Source organism: Bacillus sp. 16GRE42 (assembly GCF_019837435.1).
GTDB classification, from domain to species: domain Bacteria; phylum Bacillota; class Bacilli; order Bacillales; family Bacillaceae_G; genus Bacillus_A; species Bacillus_A wiedmannii.
In genome coordinates, this window is the sequence record NZ_JADAXF010000001.1 from 255,974 (window position 1) to 281,879 (window position 25,906).

General features: G+C 33.4%; 13 protein-coding genes. 5 read left to right on the top strand and 8 right to left on the bottom strand.

Features of this window, described 5'->3' with window-relative positions:
• The first annotated feature begins 65 nt into the window (after positions 1-65).
• The 4 genes from ILS93_RS01405 (at position 66) to ILS93_RS01420 (ending at position 3,397) form a co-directional block, all read left to right on the top strand.
• Positions 66-731: a response regulator transcription factor gene (locus tag ILS93_RS01405; protein ID WP_064475430.1), complete on the top strand. Its 666-nt coding sequence runs from the start codon at positions 66-68 to the stop codon at positions 729-731.
• Positions 724-2,199 carry a sensor histidine kinase gene (locus ILS93_RS01410; RefSeq protein ID WP_222659760.1) on the top strand — a complete coding sequence of 492 codons (1,476 nt, stop codon included), beginning with the start codon at positions 724-726 and terminating at the stop codon, positions 2,197-2,199. Before ILS93_RS01405 ends, ILS93_RS01410 begins: the two co-directional genes overlap by 8 nt.
• 324 nt (positions 2,200-2,523) lie before the next feature.
• Positions 2,524-3,060, top strand: coding sequence for a DinB family protein (locus ILS93_RS01415; protein ID WP_222659762.1), 537 nt, complete (start codon positions 2,524-2,526; stop codon positions 3,058-3,060).
• 154 nt (positions 3,061-3,214) lie between these two features.
• Entirely contained in the window at positions 3,215-3,397 is a 183-nt protein-coding gene (locus tag ILS93_RS01420) for a hypothetical protein (RefSeq protein ID WP_000273229.1), read from the top strand.
• 295 nt (positions 3,398-3,692) lie between these two features.
• Here ILS93_RS01420 and ILS93_RS01425 read toward each other — a convergent pair whose 3' ends face one another.
• Entirely contained in the window at positions 3,693-4,370 is a 678-nt protein-coding gene (locus ILS93_RS01425; protein ID WP_000447847.1) for an ABC transporter ATP-binding protein, read from the bottom strand.
• Positions 4,371-4,381: 11 nt separating this feature from the next.
• On the bottom strand, positions 4,382-5,812 hold the full coding sequence (locus ILS93_RS01430; protein WP_098274239.1) for an ABC transporter permease: 1,431 nt from the start codon (positions 5,810-5,812) through the stop codon (positions 4,382-4,384).
• A 667-nt stretch (positions 5,813-6,479) separates the two neighbouring features.
• On the opposite strand from ILS93_RS01430, the gene ILS93_RS01435 reads away from it, so the two are divergent.
• Positions 6,480-7,436, top strand: a complete 957-nt coding sequence (locus ILS93_RS01435; RefSeq protein WP_222659765.1) for an alpha/beta hydrolase — start codon at positions 6,480-6,482, stop codon at positions 7,434-7,436.
• Positions 7,437-7,522: 86 nt separating this feature from the next.
• Here the strand turns inward: ILS93_RS01435 and ILS93_RS01440 are convergent, their stop codons facing one another.
• The 6 genes from ILS93_RS01440 to ILS93_RS01465 all read right to left on the bottom strand — a co-directional run bounded on the left by ILS93_RS01440 (position 7,523) and on the right by ILS93_RS01465 (position 25,432).
• Complete coding sequence (locus ILS93_RS01440) at positions 7,523-8,977, bottom strand: pyridoxal phosphate-dependent decarboxylase family protein (protein ID WP_064475436.1); 1,455 nt, start codon at positions 8,975-8,977, stop codon at positions 7,523-7,525.
• A gap of 55 nt (positions 8,978-9,032) precedes the next feature.
• On the bottom strand, positions 9,033-16,043 hold the full coding sequence (locus ILS93_RS01445; RefSeq protein ID WP_222659767.1) for a non-ribosomal peptide synthetase: 7,011 nt from the start codon (positions 16,041-16,043) through the stop codon (positions 9,033-9,035).
• Between the two features lie 32 nt (positions 16,044-16,075).
• Positions 16,076-17,053 (bottom strand): SagB/ThcOx family dehydrogenase, encoded by a 978-nt coding sequence (locus ILS93_RS01450; RefSeq protein WP_064475438.1) that lies wholly within the window; start codon positions 17,051-17,053, stop codon positions 16,076-16,078.
• Positions 17,054-17,834: 781 nt separating this feature from the next.
• On the bottom strand, positions 17,835-20,399 hold the full coding sequence (gene pulA, locus ILS93_RS01455) for a type I pullulanase (RefSeq protein WP_261783865.1): 2,565 nt from the start codon (positions 20,397-20,399) through the stop codon (positions 17,835-17,837).
• Between the two features lie 492 nt (positions 20,400-20,891).
• The gene (locus ILS93_RS01460; protein WP_088046675.1) at positions 20,892-22,595 is read right to left on the bottom strand and encodes a M4 family metallopeptidase; all 1,704 of its coding nucleotides are present in this window, start codon (positions 22,593-22,595) and stop codon (positions 20,892-20,894) included.
• An 890-nt stretch (positions 22,596-23,485) separates the two neighbouring features.
• On the bottom strand, positions 23,486-25,432 hold the full coding sequence (locus ILS93_RS01465) for a bifunctional metallophosphatase/5'-nucleotidase (RefSeq protein WP_064475441.1): 1,947 nt from the start codon (positions 25,430-25,432) through the stop codon (positions 23,486-23,488).
• Between the last annotated feature and the right edge of the window lie 474 nt (positions 25,433-25,906).

The following is a 25,906-nucleotide window of genomic DNA, read 5'->3' on the forward strand; positions in this document are numbered from 1 at the left end:
TTTCCTACTGTATCTCCACATAAACTACAGATAGTACGGCTATAATGACTACCAGAGGTGATATTATGAAAAACTATCATATCCTCGTGGTTGAGGACGATCAAGAAATTCAGGAATTAATTAAACAATTTTTAATGACACAACAGTATACAGTGGTAGTTGCTTCAGATGGACTAAAGGGTATGACACAATTTAATAAGCAATCCTTTGATTTAGTTCTTCTAGATGTAATGATGCCCAATCTTAATGGATTTGAAGTTGCTAAAATGATTCGAAGTCAGTCAAACATACCAATTATTATGCTAACTGCGTTAGAAGAAGAGGAAGATCAAATGAAAGGGTTCGATCTTGGGATTGATGATTATATAACAAAACCCTTTTCGTTTCATGTTTTGATTAGACGAGTCGAAGCTGTACTTAGAAGAAGTTATGATAAAAATGTAAATAATCATTTGGTATTTAAAGAAGTGCGCATTGATGTTGATGCATATAGAGTATATGTAACTGATGTTGAAATTTTGTTAACGACAAAAGAGTTCGAAATTCTACAACTACTATTTCAAAATGAAAGAAAAGTACTTACAAGAGAAAATATCGTAGAAAAAGTTTGGGGATACGATTATTTTGGAGAAACACGAATAATAGATACGCATATTAAAAATCTACGTAAAAAACTAGCCATCCCCTATATTAAAACAATAAAGGGTATTGGGTATAAAATTGATGAATAGCATTGTAAAAATCATGAAGATGAAGCAAATTACTTATAAACTCTTTATGACTACATCTCTCATTTTGTTATCCTTTGCAGTGTTGATTTATTTAACTTTATATTTCTTTCTCCCTACGTTTTATGAGCAATACAAAACAGATCAACTTCAAACAGGGATAAAAGAAATAATTGATAAGTCCAAAGATCTTACGTTTCAAGATGCGATACCATTTTTTGATGAATACGCAAAAAAAAATAACGCGATGCTTTCGCTTCAAAATAAAGAAGGAATAATTATTTACTCGCCTTCATTTTCTTTTATTCAAAGTGGTACACAAACAACAGTAGTTACTAAAGCAGCACGATTTGAGAATGCAGGTACCATTAGCAATTCATATAATGTTACGGAACCAATTCAATTCCAAGATGGTAGTTTAACGCTTGTAGTGTTCGCAACATTTCAACCGATTGATGAAGCTTCGCAAGTATTAGTGCGTTTTCTCCCCTATATTAGTATCATTGTGATCGTAATTGGTATAGGGAGTGCTTATTTCTATTCCAGGTTTATTACAAAGCCACTTATTTATATTAATGAGGGTGCACAAAAGATGGCAAATTTAGATTTCTCCGAAAAAATTGAGGTTCGTTCTACAGATGAGTTAGGAGAATTATCTAATAGTTTGAATGACATGTCTATTAACTTACAACAAGCTATGTTTGATTTAAAAAAAGCAAATGAACAATTAAAAAATGATATTGAAAAAGAAAGAGAAATAGAAACAAAACGCAGAGAGTTTTTTGCAATTGTAGCACATGAATTAAAGTCCCCTCTTACTGTAATGAAAGGATACTTAGAAGGGATGATATACAATATTGGCCCTTATCAAAATCGTGATCAATATTTAAAGAAAAATCATCAAATTATTGAAAGTATGGAACAACTAGTTCGTGAAATTTTAAGTATGTCAAAGTTAGAACAACACACTTTTAAACTAAAAATAGAAGAAATTAATCTTTCAAAGTTAATAGGTACAATCACAAAAGATCTCGAATTTTTCGCTTCTCAAAAAAGCATCCAAATAATAAAAGAAATTGACTCTGACCTTTCTGTTTATACAGATCGTGTTCTTTTTGAAAAAGCATGTAAAAATATTATCCATAATGCAGTTATGTATTCACCACATAATGAAAAAGTCTATATAAAGTTAAGTAAGGATTCTAAACAAGGTCAAATTAAAATGCAAATTATAAATACAGGTATCAATATTAAAGATGAAGATATACAACAAATTTTCAAACCATTTTATCGAATTGAAAAATCTCGGAATCGAAATACCGGAGGAAGTGGTTTAGGTCTATATATTGTTAAACAAATTCTTGAAAGACTAGATATAAAGTATTCTATAAAAAATATGGAACATAGTGTGCAATTTAGCATGCGTATTCCATTATCTAAACACAAAAACAAACAAACTCGTCCTATTTAAAGGAGAGTTTGTTTGTTTTTGTAGTAAGTATAAACTTATTAACAGGCTTTTCATTTAATGATATATGCTACTTCTTAAATTGCGATTGTCATAAGTAGTGACAAACTGTATCCAACTTAAATATTCACCTTCTACTATAACAGCAAAAAAACAAAATTCCGCTTAGCAGCAAATTAGATTCTCTTATTTGAGATGCATTTCATCTATGCAACTGAAAAGGAAGATGAAAAATGCATATTTGCCTCCATTTTTCAGATTAATTTGGAATTCTTTTATGATAAGCTATATGTAAAGATTAAATATAAAACATAAAGGATGCTTCGTATGCAAATAAGACCAAAGGTAAGTGAATATAACTCCTATTATGCAACGTATACCAACTTGGTATCAGACGGAAATATCATACATATTCTAGAACAACAAATGAAGGAAACGAATCTTTTATTAAAGAGAATTTCTAATAGTGAGGGACTTTTCCGGTATGCTCCTACTAAATGGAGTATAAAAGAAGTAATCGGTCATATAGCGGACACAGAACGTATTATGGCGTATCGATTGCTATCTATTGCTCGAGGCGAGACAGCAGAACTTCCAGGCTATAACGATGATATGTATGTTCTTAGAGCTGCTTTTGATAAGCAATCTATGCAAGATCTTCTTGAGAATTTAATAGTTGTTCGCCAATCTACCGTGTATTTACTTAGAAGCTTAGATAAAGAAGCTTGGTCACAAAGAGGAAATGCGAATAATTCTGAAGTTACAGTTCGTGCATTAGTATACATCATTGCTGGTCATGAGCTTCATCATCTTCAAATTATAAAAGAACGCTATCTTGGTTCTAATGCATATCCAGCAAGTTAATACTTGAAGAAACATAATCTTATTTATGTAGGGCTCTTTTTCAGTATTTATAAAATTCACCACATAATATTAAGTTATCCCCTTGTATTCTGTACATAATTTTCTTCAGGCTGATATACTATAAACACAATAGTTCTGGAAAGGTTATGATGTTATGTATGAACAACAAAATAATAGAGATAGAGATCAAAAAATGATGTTTTCTATGCAGGGAGTTCCCTCAAATAAAATTAACATGAATCAATTACCTAAATGGATTAGAATTTTTGGCTATTGTGCGTTTGGTTGGATAATAGTATTTAGTTTAATTATGATTGTAGGTTTAATTCTGCAATAACTATACAGATACACAGTTAAACGGGACAGCATTTAGATTATATATCTAGGTAATGTCCCGTTTTTTATGTGTGATTATCCCATGATATAGGTAACCAATTATAAGAAAAAGAACTTGTAGAATATCCTACAAGTTCTTTTTCAAATATTATTAAAAAGGGAACAACAAACTATTTTAACATTCAGCACAGGGAGACCATTTTGATTATGGCTTGATTTTATTATAAATCAAATATAAGCTTTTGAACGGGCTAAATTTTGAAAATTATGTGAATTGAACAGCTACGATGTTTATATTAGATTTCATTTACGACCAACTTCTTCTTACTTAAATACACTGCACGATCTGATTTTTTAGCAACTTCCTGTGAGTGCGTCACAACAATAATGCATTTATTCTCTTTATGTGCAAGTTCTTGAAACAGTTCTATTATATCCATTGTGGTTTCCTCGTCGAGGTTTCCTGTCGGCTCATCTGCAATTAGTAAATCAACATTACAAGATAGTGCTCGAGCAATTGCTACACGCTGTTGTTGCCCACCACTTAGTTGCAGGACATTTCGTTTCGCTTCAGCTTCTGTGAGTCCTACTTTCTCTAATAACTCTAATGCCCTTACCGTCTTATTTTTCACTTTAACACCTGTAATTTCCATTGCTGTTAAGACGTTTTGAAGAGCTGTCATATAGGTAATTAAGTTATAAGATTGGAAAATTACAGATACATTTTGATTACGGTATCGATCCAAACCAATTTTTCTAATATCTTTGCCATTATACAGTACATAACCATTTTTAGGGACATCCAGTCCACAACCTAAGCTTAGAGTTGTAGTTTTACCAGATCCAGATGGTCCTAAAATCGTGTAGAAATGCCCTTTTTGAAAAGAAAAGTTGACATTGTCTAGTATTGCTACATTTTTCCCATTACTTTCATAATAATAATCCAAATTTTTAAATTGTAAAATCGTTTCCATATTAAGCCTCCTTATTCATCTTTTAAAAGAATTTGTTTTGGATTTAAACGTAGAATAGATAATGCTGGAAGAAGCGTTGCTATTATAGCAATAGCTAGTCCAATCCCCCCCATTTTCCCTACATCTTCTCCTGTTACACTTACATCAATTTTATCAATTGGATCTTCTTTTTGATTTTGTAGCGTACTACTACCAGATCCAGACATCATTACAGTACTATTTCGCGTAGTGTCCGTTTCTTCGTTTGCTGTAGCAATTTCACTCGAAAGTAAATTATCCCCGATATATTGAGAAACCTTAGCTCCTGTTGTTATGGATAATCCAAATGCTAAAATAGCGACACATACTACTTCTACTACGAACTGTGCCATCAGTTTCCACTTTTTCTCTCCAATAGATAACAGAATCCCCATTTCCTTACGACGTCCTTTAATTGATAGCATAATGATTAACCCTAATATAATCGCACCTGCAATTGATACAATATAAATAATCATTTGAGAAGTAGAAGAAATATTTTCGATAGGACCAATCATTTGTTTGTACAATGAATCATGTGCATCTAATTTATAATAATTAAAATCAATATTAGATTTTTTTGCTTCTTTTTTAAATGCATCAATATATTGTGGATCATTCAAGAAATAAACGACTTGAACACTACTTATCCCTTGATCTACTTCTAATTTTTTCATAGTTGAATGCGGCATATATAGTTTATTAGCTGGATCCATTATAGGAGGGGCCTGTTGACCCATTGCTTGCTCATTTGTTTCGTAAATACCGATAATTTCAATCTCAAGGGTTTCCTTCTTATCCCCTGATTGCACTTTAACTTTGTCTCCTACTTTCAAATTGTTTAATTCCGCTAATCGTTTTTCCATTAAAGCTACATTCTGATCCTTCATTTGCTCTGTAATTGGTTTTCCATCAATGATTTTACTTTTTCCGTTTTTAAAGCTTTCTTGTAATGCAGTCTTGCGGACCCCCTCAATCATAAAAGAAGCATTCATATCTATTTCTGTACCAGAGCTTGAACCGCCTCGCACAGCCGCCATTCCCACTTTACCTTTTCCTTCTTCTCCTTCTGAAGCTCCTACTAGTTTAAGTCCATCAGAAATACCGAAAGTGCTGCCTATGTAATTATAGTCTTTTACATATTTTGACTCCGCTAATTGATCCGCTTCTTTTGTATTAAGCTTCGGTGGATTAGGCATCTCTCCAGTTTCCTGAGCTTGTTGACCTAATTTGTCAAAATCAAGACTTAAAGTAACATCTGCACCTAGTTTTTTTCTTGCTGCATCCGCAGCTTTTTTTGATGCATTTTGGATTGTGAACCCTGAAAGAACCAAATTTGTAACAATCAGAAAAACTGCCATCAAAATTAATGATGTTCCTATCCTTTTTTTCATACTGAGAATTGCACGTTTCATAAAATTCATTTTTTCTTACCTCCTTGATAACTTGTATTCTATATAGGTTATCTAGAGTCTATATGGAGCTAATCGGTAGTTTATCTAGAGATATAAGGAGTTTATGTGTAGTTATTCAATGACCTGGTCAAGAAAAACCGGAACACGAATCCAAAAACGTAATCGTTTTTGAATATTGGCAAGGAGGTTTTGGCCTTAGCTAGCATTGAATGAAAGCATAAAAATCCATGCTTGAATCTACTCCTTTTTTAGCCAAATAAAAGGATTTTTTTTAAACAGTTATTTTAATTTGTACTGTTCTCCTATATTAATGCCTGCCCATGAGTATTTCCCTGAATTATATATTAAGGAATGAAAATGTATTAATTCATTCCGAGTATGAATTCAAATAGGTATCACTTGCAATATGTCATTAAAATAAAAGGATTATCACTTGGTTTAATTAGAAAACTAAGTGTACATAAATACAACGACATGAAAACACTTTGCTCCTAGATCCACTACTTGTATTATTGGTTACTTGAAACTCCTTCTTGAGAAAGGTTTTAATTTCCGAATATTCTGTTGACTGTTATCGCATATCCAATTTACAATTTAATTGTGATGTTCTTTCACAATTAAACTACTTAGAACACACTTCATTTATTTGAAAACAATTACAAATAGAGGTGTTAAAATGAAAACAAGAGTAAATCCAGAGTTATTACAAGGGTTAGAGATGTTTCCAGATCTCGATTTACGCCCAGAAAACTTGCAAGCAATCAGAGAAGGAATAGCTCAAATGAGACCACCTACCGTTGTTGATGACTCCCTTTCGTTAACAGATGAAGTCATTGTTGGACCAGATGCTAATTCGTTACCATTAAGAATTTATCGCCCAAAATCAAATCATGAATCTTTACCTGTCTTATTATGGATACATGGTGGTGGTTATATCTTAGGGTCTATAGATGATAACGATGATACTTGTATGAGGTTTGCAAAAGAAGTTGGCTGTGTGGTCGTATCTGTAGACTACCGCTTAGCTCCTGAACATCCTTACCCAGCACCAATTGAAGATTGTTATTCAGCTTTAAAATGGATTGCTGATAATGCAGAGTCATTAAACATTGATTCGAATCGAATTGGGGTTGCAGGAGTAAGCGCTGGAGGTGGACTAACAGCAGCATTATCATTATTAGCCCGAGATCGAAAATATCCTTCGATTTGTTTACAAATGCCACTCTATCCAATGATTGATGATCGAAATAATACACCTTCAGCCAATGAAATTAAAGAGGGATTTGTTTGGAATCAGAAGGCAAATGAAGCTGGTTGGAAAATGTATTTAGGAGAAATGTATGGAGCGGATCATATCCCTGCCTATGCAGCACCTTCTCGAGCAGAGGATTATAGTGATTTGCCATATACTTATACATTTGTTGGTCAATTAGATCCATTCCGTAGTGAAACATTGACCTATGTAAGCAAACTAGCGCAAGCTGGTGTTGATGTCGAATTTCATTTATATCCAAATTCTTATCACTGGTTTGAAGGATTAAATCCAAATGCCGATGTATCTATTTACGCTGTGAACGAAATGGTACAAGCAGTAAGGACTGGTTTCAAAAGAGTATCTAAGGTTGAGGCCTAATCCCTTTACAAGAAAAACACTCCGTAAATATAATAGCCGATTCTCATTTAGAATCGGCTATTAATATGTAAAATTCACCTAATATATCAAGGTTGAGAAACAGATATAAGATGTTTAGGCGATGTGTTTATTTCCTCTGCCAACGCCTTAATGCTCATCATGATTTGAAGTATTTCTTCTAATGTTGTCCTCGGGTTGATAGAGCAAAGTCGAATTACTACTTTTTCTTTTAATTTAGTCGTACTTAGCATAGCAAATCCTCTTTGATTAATTTCTTCCACCAGTTTTTTGTTTATTTCATGAATTGTTTCTGTAGACGTTCGCTTACAAGGAATATAACGAAAAGTAACAATTCCTAATTGGGCAGGTGTTACTACTTCCCAATCTTTTTCTTTCCTTAAAAACTCTTCAACTTGTTCAGCCAACATAATACCATGATCAATTGCCTCACGAAAAGCTGTGACTCCAAATGCTTTAAAAGAAAGCCATACCTTTAATGCCCTAAATCTACGAGAAAGTTCAATTCCACGCTCCCCAAAATTCACTTTTTCTTCTATATTAGTTTCCGTATCCTTAATATACTCTGGGATCATACGGAACGTTTCACTTAAATATTGGCTATTTCGAATAAGTACACAACCAACATCATAAGGCTGAAAAAGCCATTTATGCGGGTCTAATGTCAAAGAATCAGCACGATGAATTCCTCTTAATAACTCCCTTCCTTTTTCACTGAGAATTGCTGCAGCCCCATAAGCACCATCCGCGTGTAGCCATACATCTTCATCACCACATAGATCAGCCAATTCATCGAGGGAGTCCACCGCTCCGCAATTCGTTGTCCCTGCATTAGCAATAACACAAAATGGTTTTTTCCCTTTTAATCGATCTTCTTTTATTTGCTTTCTTAAAGTACTAACTGAAATTCTTAAATCTTCATCTGTTTCAATTCGGCAAATTTGATGATGTTTAAAACCTAATACTTTAAGTGCTCGATCTACAGAAAAATGAGTTTGGTTAGAAAAATACACAATGGCATTTTCTATGTCATTATTCAGCTTGACCTGTCTCGCTACAGTAAGTGCAGTCAAATTAGCCATGGAACCGCCACTGACAAATAGCCCTTCAGCTGAATCAGGGAATCCTAGCATTGATTTTAACCAGTTGATTGTCGTTAATTCAATTTGTTCAGCACCTGCACCTACTATCCAAGCTGTAGGAAATACATTAAACCCACTTGCTAAAAAATCTGCTACTACACCAACATAATTATTAGGACCTGGCACAAAAGCCATAAAATGAGGATGATCCACATGAGTAATTTGATTAAACACATTGTTATTAAGAAAATGAAGTAACTCTTTTGGATTGGATCCGTTTTCTGGAATCGTTTCAATTAGCTTGTCTCTAAAAATATTACTATCAATCGTTTCCGAAACTGGTTTACTTTTTAAATGATTCATATGATCAACAATCAAGTCCACCGCTTGATATCCTAACTGACGCATCTCTTCGGCTGATAACTGCAAGTTTTTTGTCATTTGGTTTACTCCTATTCTATTTAAAAAGGCGAGTTCTTGCTCGCCTTTTCATTTTTTATAATTTGTAATCACCGATTGCCTGTATTGGATTTTGAAGAATCCTATTGATTAACTGATGGATGTGATTCAATATTTCCTGTATTTTCTCCGCTTCATATACGGATTGATCATATCCAAACTTTATTGTAAGTTTCTCTTCAGGGAAGCACATAATTCCATACTTTACATGAGGCTCATCAACAACTTCGTAATCTGTGATGGCAAAATTTCTGTTTTCATTTGAAGAAAAGATAGCTGAGTTAGTCGGATAGTTTTCAAAAACCCAAAGATGGTCAGTCAACTCAGTTTTTAATTCACTTTGTTTTTGTATATCAACATATGAATAGTATGCATACTCATTACATTTCAATGTTTCTAGTTGTACTTTTTGCAGGAAGTCCACAAAAGATTGCGTTTCTGTCCATGCTAGTCGGATAGGCAAAACATTTGTGAACAGACCGAACATATTTTCAATCCCTTCTACTTCGGGAGGTCTGACTGATACTAGATTAGGTAATACTACTTCTCTCATTCCGTTGTATTTGCCAAGCAATATTCCCCATACAGCTAGTAATGCCGAATTCATAGTTATATTGTTTTTAGTTACAAATGTCTGTAACTGATTAGTCAAATCCTTATCTAATATTAAATCCATAAATGTGAAATTTAACCCTTCACTTTGAGTTGATACTTTCTTTTTAGGAATACTAATTTTTCGATTGTATCCTGATAAATAATCCCGCCAAAAATGACGTGCTTTCTCATGATCTCGTGCTACAGTCCAATCTATGAATGTCTCAAAAGGTTTCACCATAGGTAACTCTGCCGTAGTTCCCGCATTTATTAATTCATAGAGCTGGAATAATTCGTCTATCAAAATGCTGACGCTCCAACCATCACATAATAGATGATGGGAACTCCAAACCACCTTATGCTCGTTATTTCCTAGCTGGAATATACAGAGACGGGTCATGAGTTCATCTTTTTTGAATCCTTGACTTGAATTTTCATTCATCCACTGGTCTAGGAATTCTTGCTGTTCTTGTTTCGTCATCTCAATCAAGTTTTTTATCTCTGAAATCATTTGAACATCGTGTAAAACAGCTTGCCAAGGTTGTGCTTGTTCATCTTGCACAATTATCGTCCTTAAAGAATCATGACGATCAACTAATTGTTGGAAACACTGAATAAAGAGATTAATATCCAGCTCCCCCTCAAGCGCCCAAATTGTTTGTTCGAAATATGCATTTGTATCAGGTTCAGTCGCAGCATGTTCATAAATAACTTCCTGGAAAGGTGCCAATGGGTAAATACGTTCTATTTTTATTTCTGGCATTTTTTCTTGTATTTTGATAAGTGTATGTTGATTAAGTTGTTTGTTTTTACCATTTAGTGATGTAATTTTATTATCATTCATTTTGTTTACATCACTTGTTTGCGAATTTGGAAGATGATCAAGCTTTTTAACAAATTGAACCATGTCTCCTAATATAGGAAATGAAAATAAATTTTTTGGCTCTAGCTCAAATCCTTGTCTATACAGTCTGACGGAAACTTGAATCGCTTTTATCGAATCTCCACCTAAGGAAAAGAAATGATCATTTACTCCAATCCGATCTACTTTGAGTACTTCTTGCCAAACACTAGTTAATATTTTTTCCATTTCAGTTTTTGGAGCGATAAATACTTCATTTGTTTGTTTCTCCGGAGTAGGGAGCGCTTTTCTATCTAATTTCCCGTTTGGAGTCAAGGGCAATTGTTCCAAATAAACAAAATAAGAAGGAATCATGTAATCTGGCAAGTGATCTCGCAAATGCTTTCGTAGTTCTGTTGTGCTAATATTTTGCTCAGTTACCACATATGCGACTAAAAATTTTATACCATACTCATCTGTCTGATCAATCACTGCTGCATGTTCGACTTGTTTGTAAGTGAGAAGACAATGTGCGATTTCTTCTAACTCTACTCGATATCCTTGAATTTTAACTTGATAATCTTGGCGGCCTAAAAATTCAATATATCCCTCAGGATGCATTTTTCCACAGTCTCCTGTCTTATAAATAAGACCAAAATCAGAATGTGATACAAATGCTTCATTTGTTTTCTGTTCATCATTTAAATATCCTTTAGCAAGGCCCACTCCCCCAATATATAAATCTCCAATTACACCAACAGGGCACATTTTCTTTTCATAGTTCAACACATAATACGTTTGGTTTGCCAAAGGTATCCCGTATGGAATACTCTTCCAATTCGATTCCACCTGTTTGACCGGATAATAAATTGACCAAATCGATGCTTCTGTTGCTCCTCCGAGTGAAACTACTTCCGCAATCGGAAAATGTCGTTTTATTTTTTCTGGTAAAGAAAGTGGAATCCAATCTCCACTATGTAAAACTAAACGCAAGGAAGAATGTTCAAAATGAGAACCTACTTGATCTAATGCCAAATCCATAATTGCAGGTACTGTATTCCAAATTGTAATTCCTCTACGTTCGACAGTACGGATTAATTCTTGCATGTCTCTTGGGTCACGAATCATTACCAACATTGCACCTGTGCTTAACGTTCCGAAAATATCGTATACAGATAAGTCAAAACACATAGAAGAAATACCAATAATACGATCATCTTCATTTACCTGATATTTTTGATTAATATCTTGAATGGTATTTGTAACCGCTTGGTGAGTAATAATTACTCCTTTCGGTTTTCCTGTACTTCCTGAAGTGTAGATAATATAGGCAAGATCTTCCGGACCAGCAATAGCAGGCATATCTTCTGTTGTATATAATGACAAGCGGTTTTCTGCATAAAGACTAGATTCTAATAAAAGTTTGCATGAGCTATTTTCTAAAATATATGTTTGGCGATCTGAAGGATGGTCGGGATCAATTGGAACATAAGCGGCACCTGCTTTTAAAATACCTATCATATTAGCAATTGTGTCAACTCGTCTTAGTGCTAAAAGACCAACTTTGTCACCTAGACCAATTCCTTGTTCTTTTAAAAAGTGCGCAACTTGATTGGAGCGCTTATGAAGCTCGGAGTATGTTAAGTAGTCCTGTTCAAAAACTACTGCTACTTCATCCGGTGTACGTTTTACTTGGTCTGTAAATAATTGATATAAAGTAGTCGACGGTATTTTTTCTGTTGTCTCATTGTATTGCTCAATTAAAGCATGGTCTGACTCTTTCATCTGCAAAGATGTTACGTCACTTTGTTTCACTAATTGTTCCAATAAGTCAACAAATTGGTGAAACATCGCTTCTATCACATCAACATCAAACAATTCTTCAACATAGTTCCAGCTAATTAATAACTCTCCATTTTTTTCAATTACCACATTATCCAAATACACTTGTGGAGTCCGAGCATGAATATGGCGAAGTGAACCAAGCTGTTCCCAAGCAAAAGCCCCCGCACCTGCTAACATCGAGGTGAAAACAATTGGCATAACTGCTTTTGGCGTCATTTGATGATATCGAGTAAAATCTCGAATGAAATTAACTCCATCGTAATGGCGATGTTCGAGACCATTTAATAAAGTAGATTGCGTTTCTTTTACTCTAGTAAAGAAAGATTGATCTGGATTCACATCAACATCCAACAAGATGAGTGAAGTGAAATCTCCCACAATTTGCTCTACTTCTTCATGAACAGGATAACGGTTAAATACAGTCAAATTAATTGCCAATCGACGTTGATTACTCCAATATGCCAATACATCACCATATATTGTACAAAGCAGAGCCGAAGGAGTTACTTCTTTCTCTTGTGCTAACTTTCGTAGCTTTTTCCATATTTCATTGTCCAGGATCTTAGTAAGTGATTGGAACTTAGGAGTAGCAATCTCTGCCGGATCCTTTTTTAACAGCAAAGAAGGCGCAAACGGAAAGGCAGGAAGCTTACTTGTCCAATAATCTTTTGCTGTTTTATATTCTGTACTTTGTTCCAGTTCATCATAGATAAACATGTAATCTTGAAAATCAAAAGATAGAGGTTCTAACCTTTGCTCTGGTTTATAATAATAATGAAACAAATCCTGTCCAACAATGTTCATACTAGCTCCATCCATTAATAAAGCATCGTATCGAAAACATAATAAATACGTGTCTTCTTTTACAAGAAAGGCTTTTAATTCAAACAAAGGCCATTGCCCCAAAGGGAATACATGGTTAGTCATTCGAGAACGTTCTTCTCGCAAGCGAGCATTTTGTTTCCCATCATCTAAATCTATGAGGCTCACTATTTCAATCTCGTAATCAGGAATATTTTCTAATATTTGCTGTTTTCCCTCTGGTAAAATTACAGCTCGCAACATTGGATGACGATAAATTACCTTTTGAAGACTTTTTGAAAGACGATTGATATCCAATTCTGTTTCATATTCAAAATATGTTTGAGGTGAAATACCACTTAATTCAAACTGTGAATTCCTTCCTAACATATACGCTGTCTGAACTTCTGTTAAGGGAAATGGCTTAGACAAATTTTTAACATGAGTTGGTCTATTTTCAAACCTTTCCTCTTTATGCTCTACCTCTATACAAGAACTAAGTTGAGCAATCGTAGGGTGCTTAAAAAAATCTGTTGTACTTATTTTCAAACAGTCTTTTCTTAATAAATTTATTACCTGTAATGCTTTAATCGATTCTCCTTTTAGTGCGAAAAAATTATCATGAATACCAATTCCCTCAATCTCCATAACTTTTTCCCATGCATGCACCAATTTTTGTTCAATTTCATTGCGCGGGGCAACGTATGGAATTGATACATAATCTGTTTGTGTTATCTCTAATAACCTTTTCCTATCTACTTTCCCATTTGGATTCAACGGAATCTCTTCCACCTGAATCATTTTTTCAGGAATCATAAACTCAGGTAATTTATCACTTAAATATTTTCTGATTTCATCAAAAGAGACCTTATTATCCGATACATAGTACGCAGCTAATAATTTCCTATTTCCATATACTTGATCAACAACGATAGCTTGGTTTATTTCTGGATATTCCCTTAACTGGCTTTCGATTTCTCTTAATTCAATCCGATATCCCCGAATTTTTACTTGATGATCCATTCGACCTAGATATTCAAGTTCTCCATTAGGCAACCAACGAACGAGATCACCCGTATGATACATCATTTCTCCTGCTGTAAAAGGACTCGGTACAAACTTTTCATCTGTCAGTTTAGATTTCCCAAGATACCCTCGTGCTACCGCCACGCCACCAATGCAGAGTTCACCCGGAATTCCAAATGGTTTTAATTGACCATACTTATTCAATATATAGGAATGATAATTCGGGTTGGGACTTCCAATCGTAACTTCTTTGGCAGAGCTCAAATCCTTTACTGTTGCACAAATGGTTGTTTCTGTAGGACCATAAATATTTAAAATTGTCGCTTCACTGATGCATCGGATTTTTTCAACCAAATCAATGGAAAATGCTTCTCCTGCTAACAAAATAGATTTTAAATCTTTTAGAAAACTTGCCCCTTCTGGATCACTCAAAATCACTTCCATTCGCGATGGCGTTGATTCCCATAAATCCACCTTATGTTCTTTGACCAAATAAGCTAATTCTTTTGTTGCGAACTGATCCTCTGTAGCAATAACTACTTTCGAACCTTGTGTTAAAGGCAGACATATTTCTAACAAGGAGATATCAAAAGATACACTAGCAAGAAACAAGAATGACTGATTATCTTTTACTTTTTCTCTCATTACACTTAAAAAATGGACAAGCGATTTCTGTTCCACCATTACTCCTTTTGGATTTCCTGTCGATCCTGATGTGTAAATAACATAAGCCAAATCATTAGGATGACTTTCTCGAACTAAATTACTTTCTTCACCTTGGAAGAAATGCCCCTCATCAAGATACAGCACTTCACCCGCAAATTGTGGCAATTCTACTTCTGTTCGCTTGCTCAGTAAACATTTTGCTTGACTATCTTGTAACATATATTCAATTCGTTCAGTTGGATAGTTAGGATCGATAGGTAAGTAAGCTGCTCCTGCTTTTAAAATCCCCACCATGCCAATGATCATTTCCAATGAACGATCTACCATAACCCCAATAATACTTTCTTTCGAAACACCTTTACTTTGAAGAATAGAAGCCAATTGATTTGCTTTCTTATTCAATTCTCTATATGTCAAAGATTGATTATTACAAACAACAGCAATTTGATCTGGGGTTTTTAACACTTGCTCCTCAAACAAATCTTGAAATGATTGAGACAATTCTATGTCCGCCTGACCTTGATTCAATTCTTCTAGCAATTCTTTCTCTTCTTCTGAAATGATACAAATATCTTTCACAGCCAAATTCGAATTTGTTGACACTTGCTTTAAAACATAAAGATATGAATTTGCAAACTGTTGCAAAGAAGAAAATGAATGAGACTTGAAAGAAATTTGAATTTCAAATTCATTATGTATTTCATTCCATTTTCTTTGTATCCAGATGGCTAAATTATTCTCTGCATATTCTTCTAGCAAATTTTCGTTATGTAATCCTTCCATCCCAATAACAATTTGAAAAGGAGTTAAATTGTGTTTAATTAATAATTCAGAGAGCGGATACTCCTGATTTTCATACCCGAATAAAGTCTTTTGTTCAATCTGATTTACTACTTGTTTAAAGCTGTGATGCGGATGGATTTCATTTCCTAAAGGAATCAATTTATTAAGATTCTCGCTTTGTTCAATATTCTTTTCAATTACAGGAATACCAATAGTAATCCTTTCTTGATCTGTATAGTGTGCCAAACAAATCCTTAACGCGGCCTGTAACCAGCTAAATAATAATAAATCTTGAGACTTAATTATTTTTTGTATACTTTTACTAAACTCTACATTCATTATGACTTGAACGTGCTCGCAAGGATTTTCTTTATTTAGTTGGTAACCGCTATTAAATACAGAAAAATCGAGAACCTCGGAAGATAACTGCTCCTTCCAAAATGCCTCTACCCCTTTATTTTCATGAATCGAACTTCGATCTTTAATGTGCATTTTTATCTTTATCCCCCTAATATTCATTTCATCTATTCGTTAATCTTCAGACCAATTTCAAGCCCATGGAGAAATACTTGATGATTATCCAAACATAAAAACTGCTGAATCTCTTCAAATTTCATATGACCAACTGAACAAACGCCTAAATTCAATGTCTCAGCCACCATATTTAAGGTAGCAGTGATAATACCAGACTCAATACAAGCAAATAAATATCCATCTGAACCGTATTTCGGGATGGAAGCGTTCGCATTATAGACCAAATAAACTGAAAAGGCAGACTGAGTAAATAAATCTTGGTTAATTAACTCATGATCACTTTTGATTACTTGATCAATATTATTTACAATCACAAGACAGTTTTTTGATGGGTTATAATAATAAAACCCAGCTTTCATACCTTCTATACGTTTGGGTTTTATATAAACAAAGATATCAATAGGGTAGAGTCCGCCTGCACTTGCGTAATGATAGTATATATTTTCTTTCCTAACCTGTTTTAGAGTTGATATGAATTGGGAAAATTCTAAAAAACTAATATGTTTTTTCATATCAAATTGGCGACAAGACCTACGTTCCTTGATTATAGTGGGTAGATCATTTGTTGTTTCAAGTTGAATTTCGGTTGACCGCACAGCATGGTGCGTTCGATTCAATTGTTCACTCATATACTTATCTAAATCTTCTTTAGAAAAGCGAATCTGGTTGCTATATGGATTTGGAAAAATCTTTTCTTGTGTGGAAAATACTTCTCTTGGCGGTAATATGTTACTTACTAACACACGATTTTTTATCATAAGCTCTATTGTTTTTTGTGTCTCTTCTACATTTCCTAAAGAAAAGCGTTCTACTAGTTCACTAATTTTCACACCTTTTTGAGTCAAAAAATAAAACTCAGGAAACCACTCAGACAGAACGCCTGTAAATCTCATTTCCCCTATCAAAACTTCATTATGCAACTTCTCCCAATGTTTAATAGGAGACCAATAATAAATTTTCTCGCTCATATAACCCTCCATAAACTTTTAACTTAATTTTTAAATACACTTTTCTAATCTACAAAAATAATTTTTAGATTCTTCCTCTTGTCTCGAAGTGATTATAAATACATGTACTTCAATAAAGCTTGAGAATAATAAAATAACTTTTTCTTCATTAAAATTTTTTATTTCATCATAAAAAATATTTTTTTATTAGACATTTCACATCCTTTCCCATAGTAATCCTATAAGGTATAAACCATTTAGAACATTGGGAATATTCGTGTATTTCCAATGTGAAATTATTGTAATGGATTGGAAAGCAGATGGATATAGTTATTAAACACAATAATATTGAGAAAGTTTTATTTGTTATAGCGATAAAATTTTCTAATGAGATTTATTACATATAGATTAAGAAAAGAATTTAATATTTTTCTTTTGAAGTTAGTGTGAAAATGCAACTTACTTTTACATACAAGTTAATTACTAACATATCGTATTTAAAATAGAGAAAAGACACCTTAAATGGTGTCTTTTCTCTATTTTAATTCCATATACTTTTTCATCTTTGCTATTTTTTAAACGATTTGTAGGAATTAATACAAAGATATCTTCTCCTCCTACTGTTACAATAGAAATAATTTCTTGTCTATTTCCTTTATTAAATTGTAATATAATTACAGTATGTGAAATTATATTAATTTAATTTTAAAAGCGAAGTGAAAATAACCGTCACTTCGCTTTTTGCATGTACAATCCTTATTACATGTACTCAATTCAGTATATACTTCCACATGACTTGCTTTTATTTAATCGGTTTCGCTGTTTTTAAAACGAATGAACTTAATGCAGGAACTTTAATTTTATTATTATGGACAACATAAAGTGTTTTACTATCTGCCTGCTTACCATCTACTAGTACTTTCCAAGGACCTTTCGATGGCAAAGTTATGTCAACGGATTCTCTATTTGCATTGTGAGCCACCATAAAGTTTTCATTTTTATTCCCATTCCCCTTTCCATCTATTGAATAAGCTATAACATTTTTGGGAGCATCTATAAATGATATATGCTTTTTAATTTGCTCAGTAGATGTCATTCGAAAAGCTGAGTACTTTTTGCGTAAATCTATTAAGCCCTTCATATATTCTACCTCATTATTAAATGCTGCACGGCGTAACCAGTCCATCTGGTTAATTGAATCAGGAGATTTGTAACTATTATGATCACCATACTTTGTGCGCATAAACTCTTGTCCTGCATGTAAGAATGGAATACCTTGTGATGTTAGTAAAATCGAAGAAGACAATTTGTGCATTTGTTTTCGCACTTCTTCGCTGTCAACTGGATTAGTCAACTCAAGTTTGTCCCATAATGTATGATTATCATGTGCTTCCACATAAGTTAGCACCTGCTCCGGATCTTTATAAGTAGACGAATTTGTATCGTAGTAAATGCCTGCCGTAATCCCTTTTTTAATGCGGTCTTCCATGTTGTCCTTTCCATTTACAAACCCATTTTCCTTCTCCTCAAATACACTACCTTTCAATCCATCACGTATATTATCGTTAAAATGAGCAATCCCTTTCATTTTCTCCGCATTTTTTTGACTTGCTTTCAACTCAGCTGCAAGAGGTGTATTTAAATCCCACCCTTCTCCATGCAGTATAATAGAAGGATCAATTTGATTAACAGCTTTACGTATTTCATTGATCGTTTCATAATCATGAATACCCATTAAATCAAAACGGAATCCGTCTAAATTGTATTCTTTTGCCCAGTATGTCACCGAATCCACCATAAATTTTCTCATCATTTTTCGTTCTGAAGCTGTATCATTTCCTACTCCGGTTCCATTTGCAAATGTTCCATCTTCATTGTAACGGTAATAATAACCTGGAACTAACTTATGAAAATTAGATTCAGCAGCATTATACATGTGGTTATATACTACATCCATTACAACACGAAGATTATTATCATGCAGTGTTTGAATCATTTGCTTTAATTCAGTTATTCGAACAGTTGGCTCATATGGATTTGTAGAATAGGATCCTTCTGGAACATTGAAATTTTTCGGATCATATCCCCAGTTATATTGTGGTTCATTTAAACTCTCTTCATTTACTGATGCATAATCAAATATCGGTAAAAGCTGCACGTGCGTAACACCAAGATCTTTCATATGATCAAGGCCTGTTTTCACACCTTCAGGACCTCTTGTTCCTTTTTCTGTTACCCCTAAATATTTTCCTTTCTGTTTAATACCACTTTCGGGCTGAATAGAAAGATCACGTACATGCAATTCATAAATAATAGCATCTTCCGGATTTTTAAATTTTGGTTTTTTGTTTGCTTTCCATTTTTTCGGATTTGTTTCTTCTAAATCAACAACTGCACCTTTATCTCCATTTACTGCAGCAGCACGTGCATACGGATCAACTGCTTCAGTCCACTTATCACCAATTTTCACCTTATACGTATAATAGAGCCCTTTTTGTTTCCCTTTAAGTTCTGCTTTCCAAGTTCCTTTTTCACCTTGTTTCATGTTTATTTCAGTACCTATTTTATCGTTCCATTTTTTATATGTAACTAACTTCGCTTCACTCGCAGTAGGAGCCCATACACGGAACTTAGTGTGTTGCGGCGTATATATATTACCTAAATCGTTACCAGCATAATAAAATGAATGATCAAATTCCTCACTACGAATGACTTTACCGATTTCAGTATTCGTATCAGCTACGTTTTCGATTTTAACTTTGTATGTCTGTTTTAAATCAATTTTCTGCTCCGTAATTATTTTAACCTTATTAGTAACATTTCCACTGTTTATATCATAAGGACTAATATCCTTAATTTTAATGCCTTCAATTTCAATATTCCGTTCCTTAATATGAAACGGCACATTAGTCGTTACAGTAATTTCATTGAAACTATCAATAGTTGCTTTTTGAATGGATAGATCCGAAGAAGGCTTAGAGTTATATACTTTTTCATCACCAGAAAGAATCCATACTTCAGCACGACCGTCCTTTATATTTTCAATCCAACGATCGCCACCATCTTTTTCCCACTCATTCGTACGAATGATAAATCCTACACGTTCATAGTCATCATCTATATTAATCTTAGCGTACTTTCCAAATTCATCTTCACCAGTAAATTCATATGATTTACCATTCGCATTTTCTCCCCATAACCAAAGGTTCCAATCCTTTGTATTTCCAGACTGTTCTTTGTAATGAATGATAACTTCAGTTGTTTTCGAATTTGAAACTGCCTTTACACTTTGAAAAGAGAAAACAGAAGATAACATAACGATTATAGTAAGTAATAAAACTGATTTGTTAATTAATTTTTTTAACATTTGCACCACATACACCCTTTCTTTAAATAGTACGCACAATTTAATATGTTCGTACTAAATTACACTACTTAAATTAATCTAGAAATCTCTTTTATTTCACCCCCCATATTGGCAATTTTCACATATGGATTTCCATGATCTTTTTAATACGAAAACGTTTGCATTAATGTTTAAAAAATAGATTTATTTATGTCTACATATATTTGTAAATACTAAAAGATCAGGGAAATCATTTTAAAGCAATCGTTTGTTATCGCTTTCATTCTATAGCACTTTCTATTAAGAGGTCAATATATTATTAATTTTCTGTTTTTATATACTTTAAACCTTATATATGTGTCGTAAATTCAGAAAGATAGACAACCTAATTATTGCTTATTAAGTGTATTTTCAATCATACATTGCTGTATAAAAAACAGCTACTATCTTTAAAATGACAGTAGCTGTTTTTTCATAATGTAATAATATATGAATGAAAACTATATTTCTAACTTACTTAATTTTCGCTGCATCAAATGCCTTTTGAACTGCTTGAACTTCAGCAGTATTTGCTCCATATTTATTAGTTGCCACTCGAATACATGCTGATCTCAATTCTTTGAAATTAGAAGTCATGTTTAACTCATCTGTATTTGCATAATAGAAGATATCAAACATTTTATCTTCACCAATTCCTTTAACAGTTACACCGTTATGAGTTCCACCTTTTGCAATGAGATACGCCACTTTATTAATAATACTTGAATTAAAATGAACGCCACCTTGATCCCATCCATTAAAATCGTTAAATTCACTGTAATCATCTGGATAAGGTACTCCAAGTGAAGATGGAACAGAAGCCGGGTTTTCCATATCACGGAAAACAGATCCAGTTTGTTCTCCCATCGTCCAGTTAAAGCTTCCATTATTTACGTATTTCTCAATAGATGTTCCCATAATATCAGAAAGCGCCTCATTAATCGCACCAGATTCACCGTAATATTCAAGATTAGATTCGCTAGAAGTAACTGCATGTGTAAATTCATGGCCAGCTACGTCGTATGCCTTGACGATAGGATCTCCGTATACAAGCATACTTCCATTATTCGCACTTAATGCATTCTGCCAATTTTTCGGATCATTCGTATCTCCAGAATCCCAAGCATGTACAACTGAAACTACCTTTTGTCCCTTATTATCAAAGCTATTACGCTTGTATTTATCTTTATAAAAATCAAATACTTTTGTTGCTAAGTAATGAGCACTTACTGCTTTTGGATCGTTAAATGTTGTTGAAGTACTAGTTGCTAATGTACCAGGATAATAGCTTTCTTCTTTAGTAATGTCTCTATAATTCACATCATATGTTTCAATTCCTTGCCCTCTTGTATAATCAGCAAGAGCATATTTTCCATTACCTTGTTGAGAGATTCCAAATGTACGTGATATACCTAAATCATCTTTTCCTGTTCCAGTTAATGATGTAAGATTGCTTTTTTTACTCTTCTTTAATGCTCCAACTAGTTTTTCACTTGCTTTTAAGTTAGATTCTTGTACCATATTTTTTAACATATCACCATTTTGTGCATTTACTAAATAAGTTCCAGAAACATATTTTGGTGTTGCAGCTTCAAATGTAACCTGGTATGCATTGCTAGCTTGTCCATTATTTTCATCAACAAAAATAACTTCTTTAACTTCTGGCTCAGAAATAAAATTGATATCGTTCCCGTACTTCGTATAAATATATTGTTTTGCTTCATCTTTTGATAGATTAATAGGTTTTTTCAATTCTTCTTGTTTTAAATTTTGCGCACTATCGCCTGAAATACTTTTAATAACACCGTTATTATCTACGTGTGCAGTTAATTGATGGCCATATACTTCTTTTCCTTCGTATGTTTGCTGAATACGTACAAGTGTAGTCCCATCATATGAACCACGTTTTTGAAGAACTTTATAATCTACTCCAGTTTCTCCATTTACTTGCTTTGGAGAAAGAGCTTGTTCTGTTTTCTCCTTAAGAGCATCTTTTACTACATTTTCGGGTGCCTTTTGTGACGGTTGTGTAAGTTCACCCGAACGGAACGATTCTTCCTGAATTTGAACTTGTAGTTGTTCTGTTTCCTCTGCATAACCTACTCCGTATGGTGCTACAGCTGTTAAAGCTAAGCCTGTTGTTAATGCTACCTTAGTTAATGTCTTTTTGTTTTTCATTTTTTTCACCTCGTATAATTTTTGAAATAGAAAGCTTGTACAAAGTATACTGTCTATTTCTGTCGGAAAAAAGAGAAAATACAAAATTCATGTAACATTATGCAAAATTACATATATGTGGTCGATGATATAAATAAAGAACGACACATATATGTATATTAATTTCAATAAAAAAGAGCTCTTTTAGGCGCTCATCCAATTGGTTAGTTGTCAATTATCTATATTCATTCTAATCAAAGTACCCTTACATCTAAATAACAACATAAAAACCCACTCTTTACTATTTTAAGAGTAGGTTTAATGCTATTAAAATAACAATTATTATAGGACATCTTATAATTTATATTACTTATTTAAACTTATATTTCGGACATGAAGTTGATTTAGGATAAAGATGGATCAAATGAATACTAATGACCTTGATAAACAAGAAGAAGAAAGTGCGTGTTTTGTTTTATGATATATATAGTATATAAATACTTTAGTGAGGCAGCGCATCTACAATTTAGATTTTTTAATATAATGTTGTTATGTATGTCTATAGCTGCATGGATTGTAACATTATGAGATAGCTGAAGTCTCATATGAGTTTCAGGCTTTTTTATTTTGTCAAAAATATCTTTAATTTGTCTCCCATTAAAATATAGTAAAAGACACATTTATTGCATGTTATTAGCTCAAGGTATGTTCTTTTAAAGCATATTATAAATATGCATAGTAAGAAATAAAACCAAAATTATTCAAATAAAAAATCCCCCGGATTTGTTTAATAATCCAGGGGATTTTTTATCGTTGATTCTTTATATTTCCATACCAATCACAAACTTTTTTTAGGATAATGGTATGTCCAAGTTTAATAGTTTTTTGCACGAAAGCTATCTATTTTATATTTATTTAATTATCCTACTAAGTTTTTTGTAAAATTCTCCTTTTCTTTTTACATGATTAAACTGATTTGGATTAATATTAGCTTTTTGTGAGAGTGCTACAATCTCTTCTTTTGTAATTGAATCTTTAGTATTTATAGATGCTATATTTGTATATTTTCCATCTTCAGTTTTTGGAATTTCTAAAATCCCTTTATTTACAAGATCCACTACAGCCCTATGCTCTGAAGAATGTGTATTCACGCCAGTAATTTTCCAATTATGCATAACTTTTGGTGTGTATACACCATTCTTTACCTCTTTTAAATATGTAATAGCAAGGTTACGAATGGTTCCACCAGTTTCTCCGAATGCATTCTCTTGTTTAGATGACCAAGTTTGTTCAAATTTCCGTCCCTCTAAAGCTCCCCCTTTTGCCTGAAGAGCCTCCATTCTATACGCATTCATTCCTAGCGTCATAACATCACTCATTTTGATTGGTTTATTTGTACGAATAGAACGTAAATTTGTAATTCTACTTCCATATGGTTTTGTTAAGTCAATTTCATATTTTACGCCTCCAAAGAAATCATTCGTACTGTATTTAGAAGCACGACGGGTTTTATCAAAACTAACTGTTACATCTCCGGCACGAGATGAGTTAAAGTACCCTGCCGCCCATTCCATATAGTCTTTTAAGTCTTTCCCAGTTACCTTATAGACCGTAATTTCTCCCAAAGCATATTGATAATTATACGCAATATCTTTTTTCTTAATAGGACCTACATCCAAACGAGCATTATCGTTATCAATTTGATGGGCTACTACATCTGCTTTGCTGTAGTAGAGCATGACTTCATGAAAGAAATCTGATAAAGGTGTCTCTTGAATCTGCACACTTGGAATACCCTTTATTTCATTTTCAGGAACAAGGTTTCTACCCTTTAATTGAGCGACAACAACATTTGCATCTCCTCTCGCATACTCGTGAAAAGGTGTCAGTGTGTCTTCAAGTGTGGGATCAGATACTATTGTTGTTCCATCAGTATTTTTTACAGGTATAGCGGTAGCATTTTTATTTTTTAGAACCATCTTTCCATCTTGCTTTGTAAAAGTAAGATCAATACGTGAAATATGTGTTCCATATTTATCTGGTTCTGTAATAATAACGCCATTTACAACTTCTTTTTTAACAAGTTTATGCATATGAGCTGCAAAAATAGCACTTAGTTCCGGACAAGCATTCGCAATATCTTGAACACCAGTACCTGGGATTCCATTCTCATTTTCTAGTCCCATATGCATAACCCCTACCATTACATCTACTTTACCTTCTAATTCTTTAATTGCCTTTTTTGTCTCTTCTACTGGATTTTTCACTACCAATCCATCCAAATGATCTGTCCCTTTTTCGAAATCACTAATCATTGGTGTATTCATACCAATTATCCCGACTTTAATTCCACCTTTTTCAACAATCGTATATGCAGGAAGAAAACGCTCTCCATTTTCCTTATAAATATTTCCTGCTAACGTCTTTCCCTTATATTGCTCACTAACTTTTTTCAATGTATCTAATCCAAAGTTGAATTCATGATTTCCAAATGCCCAGGCGTCATATCCCATTGTATTCATCGCTACCATCATTGGCGATTGTGGCTTATCATTGAATAATTCTACTGAGTTTCCTTGAATTGTATCCCCAGCATCTACTAATATGGTATTTGGATTTTCTTGACGTACCTTCTTTATAACCGTATAAAGCTGTGTTAAACTTCCGCTCGTATTTGCTCCATCAAGTGCATAATCCCAAGGCATAAATCTACCATGAATATCTGCAGTACCTAACAATGTAATATTAACATCAGATTCCTCAGCTTTTGAGATAGATGGCTTGACTATTACTGCTGTTCCAAGAAGTATAAAAATAACAAAATAACATAAATAGGTCTTCCATTTCATTTTTTGCATAATAACAATATTTCTCCCCTTTTTGTACTGCTATAAAGTTGCTTGAACTTTAAAAATGTAACTTATTATTCGGAAAAATTCAACTGCAAAAGATAATTTTGGAGGTGGTTCTGCTGTGAAAATATAGAGAATAAAATACATATCCCCCCTAGCAGAATCGTATTTTCTTCTTCCTCTAACGTGTGAAGAGCGCTAAACCAACGGTAGATGTATATGTACTGTCAAAATTATGGACATATAACTCATTTCCGGAAATCATTATAACTTAAAGATATAGTGTGTAATGCTGGTTACATTTTCGGATTTCATTGCTAATTTATTTCCTTCTAAATAAAAATGCTGAGATCACTTCCAAAAATAATAACCCCGTTCTTCATTTAAGACGGGGTTACACTTATACAGCAATTCGGATTCAGTTTTTTTGAATGTTCGTTTCCTATTCAAGAGAAAGATCTGCTAGTTTCGTATTTTCTT

Excerpts from the sequence above, each read along its gene's own strand:
- ILS93_RS01405 (WP_064475430.1), top strand. The coding sequence starts at position 66 with ATGAAAAACTATCATATCCTCGTGGTTGAGGACGATCAAGAAATTCAG.
- ILS93_RS01410 (WP_222659760.1), top strand. The coding sequence starts at position 724 with ATGAATAGCATTGTAAAAATCATGAAGATGAAGCAAATTACTTATAAA.
- ILS93_RS01415 (WP_222659762.1), top strand. The coding sequence starts at position 2,524 with ATGCAAATAAGACCAAAGGTAAGTGAATATAACTCCTATTATGCAACG.
- ILS93_RS01420 (WP_000273229.1), top strand. The coding sequence starts at position 3,215 with ATGTATGAACAACAAAATAATAGAGATAGAGATCAAAAAATGATGTTT.
- ILS93_RS01425 (WP_000447847.1), bottom strand. The coding sequence starts at position 4,370 with ATGGAAACGATTTTACAATTTAAAAATTTGGATTATTATTATGAAAGT.
- ILS93_RS01430 (WP_098274239.1), bottom strand. The coding sequence starts at position 5,812 with ATGAATTTTATGAAACGTGCAATTCTCAGTATGAAAAAAAGGATAGGA.
- ILS93_RS01435 (WP_222659765.1), top strand. The coding sequence starts at position 6,480 with ATGAAAACAAGAGTAAATCCAGAGTTATTACAAGGGTTAGAGATGTTT.
- ILS93_RS01440 (WP_064475436.1), bottom strand. The coding sequence starts at position 8,977 with ATGACAAAAAACTTGCAGTTATCAGCCGAAGAGATGCGTCAGTTAGGA.
- ILS93_RS01445 (WP_222659767.1), bottom strand. The coding sequence starts at position 16,043 with ATGCACATTAAAGATCGAAGTTCGATTCATGAAAATAAAGGGGTAGAG.
- ILS93_RS01450 (WP_064475438.1), bottom strand. The coding sequence starts at position 17,053 with ATGAGCGAGAAAATTTATTATTGGTCTCCTATTAAACATTGGGAGAAG.
- pulA (WP_261783865.1), bottom strand. The coding sequence starts at position 20,399 with ATGTTAAAAAAATTAATTAACAAATCAGTTTTATTACTTACTATAATC.
- ILS93_RS01460 (WP_088046675.1), bottom strand. The coding sequence starts at position 22,595 with ATGAAAAACAAAAAGACATTAACTAAGGTAGCATTAACAACAGGCTTA.
- ILS93_RS01465 (WP_064475441.1), bottom strand. The coding sequence starts at position 25,432 with ATGCAAAAAATGAAATGGAAGACCTATTTATGTTATTTTGTTATTTTT.